We start from the raw sequence: 13,096 nt of genomic DNA, 5'->3' as shown, positions 1-13,096 counted from the left end.
CCGAGGCCATCGCTGACCTGCACGGTGAACACTTCATTATGAGTCTCGCCAGCCTTCAATGACTGCACGGCACTGGCGACGCCATCGGTGCCATTGGCCAGGGTGTACGTCCACTGGCCGGTGCTGTCGACGGCGATCGAGCCATAGGTTCCCGTAGCCGAGCCATTGATGGTCCAACTGGTCGTGGCATCGTGATCGATGTCGGTCGAACTGAACTGGCCGCTGACGCTGAGGATGGTGTCCTCCTGCACAGCGCCGGCATCATTGCCGGTCGCAAAGCTGAGCACCGGCGCGTCATTGGTGCCAGTAATGGTGATGGTCACCGTCTGCGTCGCCGAAGCAGCATTAGCCGCGCCACTGTTGTCGGTGGCAATCACCGTGTACGAGAAGGTGACGGTTTCACCCGCGCCGAGGAAGTCGAGGTTCTGGCTGGTGCTGTAGTCCCAGCTGTTCTGATCGACCGAGAAACCGGCCACCAGCGCCGAAGCCACGCCCGCGTTGAGCGTGCCGCCGCTCCAGGCGATGTTGCCATTGGAGGTGTGCGACACAGTCACCACATCGATGTTGTCTACATCGGCAAAACTCAGTGCACCGCTGTCGCTCAGCGTGGCGGTGCCGTTGCCTTCGTTCATTGCACCGCTGCTGTCGGTAATCGTCAGCGTCGGCTGGTCGTTGGTGCCGGTAATCGTAATGGTCACGGTCTGCACCGCGCCGTCGCCGATCGCCACGTTATAGGTCTGGGTGATGCTCTGGCCTTCGCCCAGGAACTGCAGGGCGGCGTTGTCCACCGCGAAGTTCCAGCCCAGTGAACCGCTGCCCGTGCCGGTGCTGTCGCTCAGATTGGTGGTGAAGTTGCCCAGATAGCCGGAAGCGCCCGGCGTGACGCTGACGCTGTGGGTGTCGATCAGGTCGGCGTCGGTGAAGGTGATGCTGCCGTTGGCGGCGTAGTCGTCGCTGTCTTCTTTGGCATCGCCGGCTTGCACGCCGCTGGTGATCTGCACCTGATCGTTGGTACCGGTGATGGTGATCGTCACATTCTGCGTGGTCGACGAACCATGCCCGTCACTGATGGTGACCACATAAGTTTCGGTAGCCGTCTGACCCTGGGCCAGAGACTGGGCTGCCGTATTATTGAGGGTGTAAGTCCAGTTGACGGAGCCGTCGGCGGTGTTGGCCGCTTCGGTCACGGGGGCAAGGACGAAGGCGCCCAGCGCGGTTGTATTGCCTCCCGCAGCCACGAAAGAGGCGGTATGCGTGTCGCTCAGGTCTACATCGCTAAAAGCAATAGTGCCTGTCGCGCTCAGCGAGTCGGTGGTGCTCGGCGTCGTGGTCGCATCTTCGGTTACCGTGCTGGCCTGTGCGCCGAGGCTCATCGTCACACTGTCATTCATGCCAGCGAACTGCACCTGCGCGGTAGCCCAGCTGAGCGTGCCGTTACCCAGACGAATCGCATAGGTAAAACTGTCCGTCAGGGACCCTCCAGCGGCCAGCGCCTGGAGTTGTGCCTTGAACGTAGTCGACAACGTAGCGGCGTCGTAGCCGACCTTGCCATCGGAGGTAATCCAGATCTTTGCACCATTGAAACTGGTGTCAGTACTCGTCGCCTCGATTCTGCCGGTGTCCTGGACCAGCAGGTCGGCCGGAGCATAAACCTTGGTGGCGGTAGAAAGACTGGTCGCGTCATCGAGTGACCAAAGTGTCTTTGCGCTGCCACCGAGGTCATTGGACATGACGTCCAGGTACACGACGCCCAGCAGGTCTTCAGTGATGGCCGCGGTGCTCGTGCCAATAACTCCGGCAGTGAAAATGTCGTCCTGCGCCTGCGGAGTGTTGGAAAGCGAAGTAACGGTGCCGCCGCTGGTAGTTGTGGTGGTAGCCATGTCTTTCTCCCGAAAATACCATTTTTTTATTTTTAGAATCGCTAGGGACTGCTAACAGGGCGAAGTCCCGTTCTTGCACCGCTCAGGTCGTTTAAGAGTGGTGCGAGGGGGGCGCCGGACATCGTCGGCCAGCTGACGGGACAAGCGCTGCCGGCAGAGGCGCGCGGGTATTGCGGGGGTGAAGAAACTCGCCGCACTTGAGGAGCGAATCGCAGGACCGGTTGGGCGAACGTGGGCCCGAACCTGGGGCTGCATTACGCACGGCGCGCAGTAATCTGAGAGCTCCCATGTGGAAGGGACTCCTGAAGTAATGGCTGAATGAGGCCGTGTCTTGGGATAGCCCTGACTCAGGAGTACGGCCTTTCCTGATATCAGTTTGATAGGTGTTTAGTTGTGGGCTCAGGCTTTGTAAAGGTGTTAACCGGATGAAACGGTGCCATGTGCCAATATTCCGACAAGTGGATGTTTTGGTGTCAATATTATGTCGATCTGTTTTTGGCGAAGGGGCCGAAGGCTCACAACATTGGTGCGGCTAAAATGATCTGAAACCCTTGTGCGGCATGGGCTGGCTGTGTTTTATCGGTGCTGGGACGCCCCTGAAATTTCTGCGTTCAGTGTTAAAAAGACCCCGCCAGAGCCTGATGCAGGTCGGTTAAGGATAAATCGGACAGGTAGGAGCCAGGCTTGCCGGCGAAGGCGCTCTTAAGGACGCCTTCGCCGGCAAGCCTGGCTCCTGCGAAAAGCGGTCCCGCGTCTGCTGTGGCAGGTTTTTCATGGCTGAAAACCACCCGACGACCTACATGGAAAGTCTGTCATTGCTGTGCCTTACTGCTCACTCCACCCAAGGAGCCAAGCAATGCGACACAGAGGCGCGCAGTTCTGGTTATGGACCGACGCCCGGCTACCTCTCCACATCCATGAAGAAGTGCTCGGCGACGGAGTGCAGGTGGAAGTGCGGGCGCGTGTGAGTCATGAGGGTGTCACCCAGGTGTTCATCGGTGTTTACGATGAACATGGGATTTTGATGGGGGAGGAGTTTCACGACAGAGGCCGCGATGTACCTTACTGCGCGGCATTGGAGTGGGGCGCTCAGCGAGCGAGGGATATGGTGGCGGACACGCAGGCATTCGTCGCGCCTCATCGGGTGCAGCTGACGCTAGGCACGGTCATCACCGATGAATCGGTGCTGGCGTTGCGGCGGATGGAAATGAGCGAGCATGAGCGCTTCAAGCTCAGTTGCGAAGACGCATGGTCGGAATACCTGGCCGCCAAAGCGGCCATGTTGAACCTTATGCGCGCGCCCAAGGTCGATCCCAAGGTCTGGGCAGACCACAAGGAGCGACTGAAACAGGCGATTGATCGGCGCGTCTGTGTGCAACGCACCTATTTGCGCTGAGCCTTTGCCGGATCCTCAGGCCTGGGATTGTCGCAGGGTCTCGATGGTTGTGATCAGGTCATCGTAGGAAACCGGTTTTCCAATGTGCTGGTTAAAACCCGATTGGTGGGCCTTTTTAATGTCGCTGCTGGCGCCATAGCCGGTCAGGGCAATGGCCGGCACATCCTTGGCAAGCGGCAACTGACGTAATGCACTCATCAGCTCATGGCCGTTCATGACCGGCATGCCCAAATCCGAAATGATCAGATCGAAACGGGTGCTCTTCGCTGCGTCCAGAGCGGCCATCGGACGATCGAAGGCAATGACTTCGGCGTCCTCCATTTCCAGCAGCATTTTCAAGGTCTCCAGTACCTCGGCAGAATCGTCGACCAGCAGAATCGTCAAGCCGCTCAGTCTTCCTGACACATCGTCGATTTGAGCTTCGGTTTGGGTTTTTCCTTCGGTGATGGCCAGTGGCAAGTAGACACTGAAGGTACAGCCTTCCCCGACGCCCGGTGAACTCACCTCAACCGTACCCCGTTGGGCCTCGGTCAATTGGCGGACCAGTGACAAGCCAATGCCCAGCCCCTCGCGTTGATGGTTGGCGTGCTGTGTTTCTGCCTGGCCAAACAGGTCGAATACGTGTTCGAGGTGCTCGGCCGCGATACCGATGCCATTATCCTTGACGTCCAGGCGCGCCATGTCACCCGCCCGCTGGGCGATCAATTGCACGTGGCCGTTGGGTGGGGTGAATTTCAGTGCGTTGTTCACCAGATTCCAGATGATCTGCTCCAGGCGCGTCGGATCGGCGCAGACCATCAACGGCTCTGACGGTACTTGCAACTCGACGGTGGTGCTGTGCCGATCATTGAGGACGACAGTGTGGATATCGCGCAGCACACTGGCCAGGTCCACGGCGATCGGTTTCAGCTTGAGCTTGCCGGTACGGACACGGGCAACGTCCAGCAGGTCATCGATGATCCGTGCCTGGCTGCTGACGGCATCGCAGATGGTGCTGACGGCCTTGGCGGCCGGCGCCACCGACTTGGTCACCGGCAAGCGCCTCAGCAGTTCGGCGTTGAGCTGGATCAGGTTCAGCGGATGCTTGAGTTCGTGGGACATGACCGCGAAGAACTCATCCTTGAGGTAATTGGTGTTCAGCGTCTCGGCCAGTTGTTGACTCTGCTCTTCATGCTGGCGTTTGTGACCGGTCAGGTCCCGGGCGATTTTCACGTAGCCTCGCAGGTGGTCACCGCTGAGCAGGGTCACTTCGCCGCTGCAATAGAAGCGGCTGCCGTCCTTGCGCAGGTGCCAGCGTTCATCTTCGGAGCGGCCATGGGTACGAGCCCCCAGCAGTTCGGTCTCGGGCACGCCGGAGGCGCGGTCTTCGGCGGAAAAAATGAAGTCGTAGTAAGCGCCTTCGGCTTCGGCCTTGCTGTAGCCGAAGATCAGCTCGGCGCCTTTGTTCCAGCTGGTGATCACGCCTTGTTCATCGAGGGTGATGATCGCGTAGTCGCGGGTACTTTCGGCCACCAGGCGCATGCGTTCTTCGCCCAGGCGCAGTTCTTCTTCGGCCGCGCGGCGTTTGGTGATGTCGATGAAGGTCAACACCGTGCCGTCGATATGGTCTTCGCTGGAGCGGTAGGGCAGCAGACGGGCAATGTACCAGCGCTTGTCGGTGCTGCTCACTTCGCGCTCGATCATGTTCAATGATTCGAATACCTGTGCGGCGTCACTCGCCAGCTCTTCGTAGTGCAGGCGATGCGTGATGTCGAGCAGGGAACGGCCGGTATCCATCGGCAACATGCTGAAAATGTCGGTGGCGCGCGGGGTGAACCATTTGATTCGCATGCTGCGGTCGACAAAGACCGTGGCAATGTCGGTGGAGGCGATCAGGTTGGTCAGGTAGTCGTTGATCTTGTCGGTTTCTTCGACTTTGGTTTTCAGCTCGTAATTGACCGTCAGCAACTCTTCGTTGATCGATTGCAGCTCTTCCTTGCTGGTTTCCAGCTCTTCGGTGGCCGAGCGCAATTCTTCGTTGATTGCCTGCATTTCTTCATTGGAGGCTTTCAGTTCTTCACTGGAGATTTCCGATTGTTCAATGGTGTCTTGCAAGTGCACCTTGGTGCGTTGCAGTTCACGTTCCAGGTTGGACAGTACCTGGCTCTCGGTTTGCAGCAGGGTCGTGGCCGTCGCTAGTGAAGGATCGACTTCGACCTCCTCGAAAATCACCAGGACGAACTCGCCGTCCGACTCTTCATCCTTGTAAGGCTGCGCTTGCAGACTGACCTCGTAACGTCGGTCTTCGCGCTTGAGCGGCACCTCGCGGGATTTGACGGCCATGCCGCTCTGCTGGGCCTGGAACAGCGTGGTGCGGATTTCCAGGCGCAACTCTGGAAGGATGAGTGTCAGCAGGTTGCGTGACAGTTCACCGCCCACATGCCGCAGGAAACGCCCGGCACTTTCGCTCATGTGCAAGATGTCGGCGTTGGCATCGACGATCATGCTCGGCGGGCCGGAGCGTTCGAGGGCGCGTTGGTGGATGTCGGCGAAGGACAGCTTGCGCTGCACGGTGCTTTGCGGTGCCTGCTGCGAAACGCTGGTACGCACATAACCACCGCGTGGCACGGTGGGCGTGCGCCGGCTATTGGCGGTGCCGGTCTTGGCGCGGAAGATCCGGTTGCGTTTGTCCACTGGCGTGAACAGCTCATGACAAGCTTCGGCGCTTTCGGAAGACCCCAGGAACAGGAAGCCGCCGGGCCGCAATGCAAAGTGGAACATCTGAAGGATTTCGCGTTGTACTTCGCGATCCAGGTAAATCAGCAGATTACGGCAAACGATCAGGTCGATTTGCGAAAAAGGTGGGTCGGACAGCAGGCTGTGTTTGGCGAACAGCACCTTCTCGCGGATTTCCTTGCGAATCCGGTAGTGATCATCGTCCTTGACGAAATAGCTCCGCAGCCGTGTTGGCGGCACATCCGTGACGATGGCTTGCGAGTACACACCGGCCCGACCGACGCTGATGGCGCGTTCGTCGATGTCGGTGGCGAAAACTTGCAGCGAGGCCTGGCTGGCCTCCTGTTGCAGCTGATCGTTGACCAGGATCGCCAGGCTATAGGCTTCTTCGCCGGTGGAACAACCAGCCGACCACACGCGTATTTCTTCTTTCTCGGGCTGCGCCGAGACCGCGGCGCTGACCAGTTGCGGTATGACGTCTCGCTCCAGCGCTTCGAAGGCTTCGCGATCACGGAAGAAGTTGGTCACGCCGATCAGCATGTCCCCCAGCAGCGCCTTGGTTTCTTCGGGGTTGCTTTGCAGGTAGCGGTAATAAGCCCCCAAGTCTGGCTGGGCGGTGACCTGCATTCGACGCTCGATCCGGCGCAATACCGTCGCGCGTTTATAGTGCTTGAAGTCATGGCCGGTGCCGGTGCGCAACTGGATCAGGATGTCATGCAGCATTTGTTCGGCGAGCGCCGCATCGCGTTCGGACACCGAAGCGAAGGATTGAAGTTCCGGATCGTTGGCGGCGGGCAAGGTGATTTCCCGGGAGTTGTGCCACAGGTCCAGCAGCTTTTGCGGCATTTCCACCACGGGCAACACCAGATCGACCATGCCGGTCTCGATGGCCGCTCGTGGCATACCGTCGAACTCGGCGTCTTCCGGCACCTGGGCCAAGGTGATACCGCCCTGTTCCTTGATGCGTGACAAGCCGACCGCGCCATCGGAGCCGCTGCCGGAGAGCACCAGGCAAAAGGCGCGTTCCTGGTGTACGTCGGCCAGGTCACGAAAGAACAGATCGATCGAGGCGTGGCGTCCTGACTGCGGGTCGTTTTCACTGACTTCAAGGTTGCCGTCATTCATCGTCAGCCGCTGCGCCGGAGAGATGACGTACACCCGGTTTTTCTCGATCGGCACGGTTTCGGTGACCTGCAGGACCGGCATCCGGGTCGATTCCTGGATGATCTTGTCAGCGATGCTTTGGTGGTCGGGCGACAGGTGAAGAATGATCACAAACGCCATGCCGTTGTCGTGGGGCATGTTCTCGAAGAACAACTTAATGGCCTGGAGCCCACCCGCCGACGCGCCGATGCCCACCACCGGAAAGTCCAGGGTGCTGGGACTCAAGGCCTGTCGCTCGGGAGCTGTGGCCGAGGGTTTGGGGGTGGTGGTCATTTCTTTCTGCCTTTGCTGGCGATGTAAAACGCTTTGCATGCAAGCGGGTATAAAAAGCGCGGGTCATAAAACAGAATAATCCCGTTTTTCAATATGGCCTTCAATTATTTAGCGCGCATTTATGGGCCGATATAAGTTTTTGACAAGCAAATGCGCAATTGCGCTCCTGCCGCTTCAAGGGAACGCGACTACTGGCCGATAACCCGAACAGTCGTTGTCATTTTTATTTCTGGCGGCCGGCAATCGTCATCACAGGTTTATGCGAAATTGCTTGATAGCCTATGGCCTCCCGCTATCATTTGCGCGCCAAAAAAGGCCGCGAAGCTGAGCTCGCCCGTGTGGTTGCCTTTGGGTTGTTCTTCTTAAATTGCCTGGAAATCTTCGATGCTGTCGTATCACCAAAAAAGCTTCCTGATCGTCGATGATTTCTCGGATTTCCGCAGTTCCGTCAGGTCCATGCTGCGGGAGCTGGGCGTCAAGGACGTCGACACCGCCGATACCGGTGAACAGGCGCTGCGCATGTGCTCGCAGAAGTCCTACGACTTCATCCTGCAGGATTTCCACCTGGGCGACGGCAAGAAGAACGGTCAGCAGGTGCTTGAAGACCTGATGATCGAGAAGCTGATCAGCCATGAAAGTGTGTTTGTCATGGTCACCGCCGAAACCAGCCAGGCCATGGTGCTCAGCGCACTGGAGCATGAGCCCGATGCTTACCTGACCAAGCCGTTCAACCGTTCCGGCCTGGCCCAGCGCCTGGAACGACTGGAACAGCGTAAGACCTTGCTCAAACCGATCCTGCAAGCCCTTGACCGAGGCAAACCGGTTGAAGTGCTCAATGCCTGCATCGCCCTGTGCAAACAGGACATTCGTTATTCCCCGCTGTGCCTGCGTTACCGCGCCGATGCGTTGCGTGACATGAACCAGAACGAAGCGCTGGAGCGGCTCTATGACAGCATTATTGCTGATCGGCCTTTACCGTGGGCGTTTGCCGGGTTGGGCCAGTTGCTGTTCAAGCGTGGCCAGGTCAGCCAGGCCAAAGGCGTTTACGAGAAGGCCCTGAAAGTCTTCCCGATGATGCCGGCCCTCTACGACGGCATGGCTGATGTGCTGGTCTGCGAAGGCGACACCAAGACAGCGCAGAGAGTGTTGGAGGAGGCTATTCGCCTGTCGCCGCTGGCGGTGCGCCGACAAGCATTGCTGGGCAAGCTGGCGATGGCCAACGAAGATTTCGACACCGCCTCCAGAGCCTATCGCCAGGCCGTGGCCCAAGGGGCACAGTCACGTTTCAAGGATGCGGAAAGTAACCTCGGCCTGGCCCATGCCTTGATCAGCAAAGGCAGTGAGAAGGGCCTGGACACCCGCACCCGTCTTGAAATCAACACAACGCTGAGTGCGGTGGCGAAGGAGAATCCTTCCGACCCCGGCTTGCAGATTCGTGCACGTCTGATGAAAGCCACCAGCTTGTTGCTCAACGATGCCGAAACCGCCGAGAAGCTCACCGAGCAGGCGATGATGCGCCTCGATGGCATGGAGCAGTTCATGAGCGCCGAAGCGGCGCTGCTGGTCGCCAAGCAGCTGCAAATGCTCGGGCAGGCGAGTGCCGGCGCTTCGATGCTGAAAAACTGTGCGGAAATCTACGGCGACGATCCGGCCGTGATGAAGGACATCGCCAAGCTGACCGATGACCCGACCATCCTCAAATCCAGCAACGCGGCCGCCGACCTCAACCGTCAGGGCGTGCGGGTGTACAAGACCGGCAACCTGGTGGAGGCCCGGGATGTATTCCGCAAAGCCCTGGCACTGCAGCCGAAGAACATCAGTATTGCCCTGAACATGGCGCAGTCGCTGCTGCATGGCACCGACACCAGTGTGCCGTCGGCCGAACTGGAAGAATGTCGCGCCTGCCTGAAAACCGTCGGCCTGATGCCTGATACCGACGCGCGTTATCCGCGCTACCAGAAACTGAAAATCAAGGCGTTCGGCGAATGATCGACAGCGAACCGTCACTCGACTTTTCCACGGTGATTGCCTCCACCGTGCATGACATGAAGAACTCCCTGGCCATGCTGATGCAGGCGCACAGCCAATGGCTGGCGCGCTTGCCCGATCCCGAACAGCACACTCCGGAGCAGGGCGTGATCGACTACGAGTTCGCCCACCTCAACGGCATGCTGGTGCAGTTGCTGGGGCTGTACAAGCTCGGCGTCAACCAGATGCCGTTGCAGCCGGCCTACCATGAGCTGGATGACTTCATCGAGGCGCAACTGGCGGCTCACCAGGAAGTGTTCGCCAGCCGCGGCATTATCGCGACCTATGAAGTGGACCCGTTGAGCCCGCTGGGTTTCTTCGATCGGGAGCTGATTGCCTCGGTGCTTGCCAACAGCATCAACAACGCCATTCGTTATGCCCGCCATGCCTTGTTGATCAGCGTCAGCGATGAGGCCGGGCAACTGGTGCTGACCATCAACGACGATGGCGAGGGTTATCCAGCCGAGATGATCGAGCGTCAGGCCGATTACGTGCAGGGTATCAACCACAGCAGTGGCAGCACCGGCCTGGGCCTGTACTTTGCCGGGCGGATTGCCGCGTTGCACCAGCGTAATGGCGTGGGCGGACGCACCGAAATCAGCAATGGCGGCCCGTTAGGCGGCGGCTTGTTCAGCCTCTATATCCCCTGAATAACACCTCCCCCGAGCTGCCGAAGGCGGCTCCTGCACCTTTTTGTTTGACGCTGCTTGATATTCCGAACAGCCGGAGCCTATTTTGTACGAGTCGCCGTTCGCGGCTCGTACAACAACAAGGATTGCGTCATGACAACCGATGGCCATCGTTCACTCGCGCAGCGATTGACGGGCATTGATGAGATTGAATGTGTCACGCCGGACCTGAACGGCGTACCACGCGGCAAGGTGATGACCGCCGAAGGATTTCTTGAAGGGCGGCGTTTGCAGATGGCGCGGGGAGTGCTGCTGCAATGCATCATGGGCGGCTATCCGCCAGCGCGCTTTTACGGCAGCGATGATGGCGATCTGGCGCTGGTGCCTGATCCCGCGCAGATCCACCGCTTGCCCTGGAGCTCGCAGCCTCGGGCGCTGGCCATTTGTGATGCGGATGAGCTGACCGGCGAGAGCTCGCCATTGTCGACCCGCGGCCAACTCAAGGCCGTGATCGCTCGATACGCCGCTCTCGGTCTGGCGCCGGTGGTGGCGACCGAGCTGGAGTTCTTCGTCTTCGCGCCCAACCCTGACCCGACGCAACCCTTCCAGCCACCACTGGGCCTGGACGGTCGTCGTGAGGACGGTCATTCGGCGTTCAGCGTCAGTTCCAATAACGGCTTGCGGCCGTTCTTCAATGAAGTCTACGAATGCATGGCGGCGCTGGGCTTGCCGCGCGATACCTTCATGCACGAGATGGGCGTCAGCCAGTTCGAGATCAACCTGCTGCACGGCGATCCGCTACTGTTGGCCGACCAGACCTTGTTGTTCAAGCATCTGCTCAAGGAAGTGGCGCTCAAGCATGGCCTGACCGTGGTCTGCATGGCCAAGCCGTTGGCTCACACACCGGGCAGTTCGATGCATATTCATCAGAGCATCGTCGAGATCGACACCGGGCGTAACGTGTTCAGCGACAAGGCCGGCGAGCCGACCGCGACCTTCCGTCATTTCATCGGTGGCCAGCAGGCCGGTATGGCGGATTTCACTGCGCTGTTTGCGCCGAACGTGAACTCCTATCAGCGCCTGTGCCATCCTTTCGCATCGCCGAACAATGCCTGCTGGTCCCACGACAATCGTGCGGCCGGGCTGCGCATTCCGGCCAGTTCACCGGTCGCTCGTCGGGTCGAAAACCGCTTGCCTGGGGCCGATGCCAATCCGTATCTGGCGATCGCCGCGAGCCTGGCCGCGGGGTTGTATGGCATTGAGAACAAACTGGAGCCGAGCGAGCCGATCCAGGGTGAGTTCGTTGTGCCGGATAATCTTTCGTTGCCGTGTACCTTGCATGCCGCTCTCGAACGTCTGAAACGTAGCCAATTGGCGAAGGAACTGTTCGGCAAGGAGTTCATCGAAGGCTACATCGCTTCGAAGACTATGGAGTTGACCAGCTTCTTTGATGAAATTACTCCCTGGGAACGGCGTGTTCTAGCAGCCCAGGCCTGACGACCCGTCGCCGTCGGGCTATCGTTTGTCGATAGCCCGATATTCACTGCAAGGAGCCGCTCGGAACGCCGATGCGCCAAATCTTGAAATCTTTTCGGGGGCTTTATTTCGCCTCGCTGATGATGTTGATCGGCTCGGGCCTGTTGAGTACTTACCTTGCCCTGCGCCTGGCGGCCGATAAAGTCGATAGCCTGTGGGTCGGTGCGTTGATGGCGGCCAACTATTTCGGCCTGGTACTGGGCGGCAAGATCGGCCATCGGCTGATTGCCCGGGTCGGGCATATTCGAGCCTATTCAGCCTGCGCCGGGATCGTCGGCGCGGCGGTGCTGGGCCATGGTTTGGTGGACTGGCTGCCCGCGTGGCTGTTCCTGCGGGTGATCGTCGGCCTGGGCATGATGTGCCAGTACATGGTGATCGAAAGCTGGCTCAATGAGCAGGCAGAAGCCAATAAGCGTGGCGTGGTGTTCAGCGGCTACATGATCGCTTCGTACCTGGGGTTGGTGCTGGGTCAACTGATTCTGGTCATGCACCCGGGCCTGGGCCTGGAACTGCTGATGCTGGTCGCCTTGTGTTTCGCCCTGTGCCTGGTGCCGGTGGCCCTGACACGGCGGATTCACCCGGCGCCTTTGCACCCGGCGCCGATGGAACCACGCTTCTTCATCAAGCGCGTGCCGCAGTCATTGAGTACGGTGTTGGGGTCGGGTTTGATCGTCGGTTCGTTCTACGGTCTGGCGCCGCTGTATGCCTCGCAGCAAGGATTGTCGACCGAACAGGTTGGTCTGTTCATGGGTAGCTGCATTTTTGCCGGCCTGGTGGTGCAGTGGCCGTTGGGTTGGCTGTCGGATCGATATGACCGGGCGCTGTTGATCCGCTGTTTCGCGTTTAGCCTGGCGCTGGCTGCGTTGCCGCTGGCGATCATGCGGCAGGTGCCGCTGGAGGTGCTGTTCATCGCCGGGTTCCTCTGCTCGTTGGTGCAGTTCTGCCTGTACCCGCTGGCGGTGGCGTTCTCCAACGACCACGTCGAGGGTGATCGTCGGGTGTCGCTGACGGCGATGCTGCTGGTGACCTACGGTGTCGGCGCGAGTATCGGGCCGCTGGTGGCCGGGGTGCTGATGAAGCTGTTCGGCAGTCAGATGCTCTATGCCTTTTTCAGCTTCTTCGCCTTGGTGCTGGTGTGGCGAATCCGGCCGAAAGCGGTCACCAACCTGCATCAGGTGGACGATGCTCCACTGCATCACGTGGCCATGCCAGACAGTATGTCGAGCTCGCCACTGGTGGCTTGCCTTGACCCGCGCGTCGATGAGCAGGTGGTGCAGGATCAGATGCAGAACCCGGTCAACCCGGAACCTGATTTCAATCCGGATGCAGAGCCCGAATCAGTGCCTGAAACGGATTCGGAACCCGAAGACCCTGACACAGGTCGCGAGCAAAGTTTTACCGAAGCAAGGCCTTGATCAAGGCATAAAAAAACGGGCAGTCACCGCAAGGGACTGCCCGTTTTTTATGGGAGTGGC

The 13,096-nt window shown here is 59.3% G+C and carries 7 protein-coding genes; 5 read left to right on the top strand and 2 right to left on the bottom strand.

Translation table 11 applies throughout. The features are described 5' to 3' along the window. Positions 1–1,880, bottom strand: a 1,880-nt coding sequence (locus PMI18_RS18160) for a beta strand repeat-containing protein (RefSeq protein ID WP_007899147.1), incomplete at its 3' end; no start/stop codon positions are given. Positions 1,881–2,736: 856 nt separating this feature from the next. Here PMI18_RS18160 and PMI18_RS18165 point away from each other — a divergent pair. Further along, on the top strand, positions 2,737–3,276 hold the full coding sequence (locus PMI18_RS18165; protein ID WP_007899146.1) for a hypothetical protein: 540 nt from the start codon (positions 2,737–2,739) through the stop codon (positions 3,274–3,276). A gap of 15 nt (positions 3,277–3,291) precedes the next feature. On the opposite strand, the gene PMI18_RS18170 is transcribed toward PMI18_RS18165, so the two are convergent. Beyond that, complete coding sequence (locus tag PMI18_RS18170) at positions 3,292–7,428, bottom strand: CheR family methyltransferase (RefSeq protein ID WP_007899145.1); 4,137 nt, start codon at positions 7,426–7,428, stop codon at positions 3,292–3,294. 384 nt (positions 7,429–7,812) lie between these two features. On the opposite strand from PMI18_RS18170, the gene PMI18_RS18175 reads away from it, so the two are divergent. From PMI18_RS18175 to PMI18_RS18190, 4 genes are all read left to right on the top strand, one after another. Next, entirely contained in the window at positions 7,813–9,417 is a 1,605-nt protein-coding gene (locus PMI18_RS18175) for a tetratricopeptide repeat-containing response regulator (protein WP_007899136.1), read from the top strand. Continuing rightward, the gene (locus PMI18_RS18180) at positions 9,414–10,106 is read left to right on the top strand and encodes a sensor histidine kinase (protein ID WP_007899135.1); all 693 of its coding nucleotides are present in this window, start codon (positions 9,414–9,416) and stop codon (positions 10,104–10,106) included. Before PMI18_RS18175 ends, PMI18_RS18180 begins: the two co-directional genes overlap by 4 nt. Positions 10,107–10,340: 234 nt before the next feature. Further along, positions 10,341–11,582, top strand: a complete 1,242-nt coding sequence (locus PMI18_RS18185; protein ID WP_177319019.1) for a glutamine synthetase family protein — start codon at positions 10,341–10,343, stop codon at positions 11,580–11,582. Between the two features lie 71 nt (positions 11,583–11,653). Next, a complete protein-coding gene (locus PMI18_RS18190; RefSeq protein ID WP_007899133.1) occupies positions 11,654–13,036 on the top strand; it encodes an MFS transporter in 1,383 nt (460 codons plus the stop codon). The last annotated feature ends 60 nt before the right edge of the window (positions 13,037–13,096 follow it).

It is taken from the genome of Pseudomonas sp. GM102, assembly GCF_000282555.1.
Lineage (GTDB): Bacteria > Pseudomonadota > Gammaproteobacteria > Pseudomonadales > Pseudomonadaceae > Aquipseudomonas.
This window is presented reverse-complemented; position numbering and strand designations above follow the sequence as displayed.

Excerpts from the sequence above, each read along its gene's own strand:
- PMI18_RS18190 (WP_007899133.1), top strand. The coding sequence starts at position 11,654 with ATGCGCCAAATCTTGAAATCTTTTCGGGGGCTTTATTTCGCCTCGCTG.
- PMI18_RS18185 (WP_177319019.1), top strand. The coding sequence starts at position 10,341 with ATGACCGCCGAAGGATTTCTTGAAGGGCGGCGTTTGCAGATGGCGCGG.
- PMI18_RS18175 (WP_007899136.1), top strand. The coding sequence starts at position 7,813 with ATGCTGTCGTATCACCAAAAAAGCTTCCTGATCGTCGATGATTTCTCG.
- PMI18_RS18180 (WP_007899135.1), top strand. The coding sequence starts at position 9,414 with ATGATCGACAGCGAACCGTCACTCGACTTTTCCACGGTGATTGCCTCC.
- PMI18_RS18165 (WP_007899146.1), top strand. The coding sequence starts at position 2,737 with ATGCGACACAGAGGCGCGCAGTTCTGGTTATGGACCGACGCCCGGCTA.
- PMI18_RS18170 (WP_007899145.1), bottom strand. The coding sequence starts at position 7,428 with ATGACCACCACCCCCAAACCCTCGGCCACAGCTCCCGAGCGACAGGCC.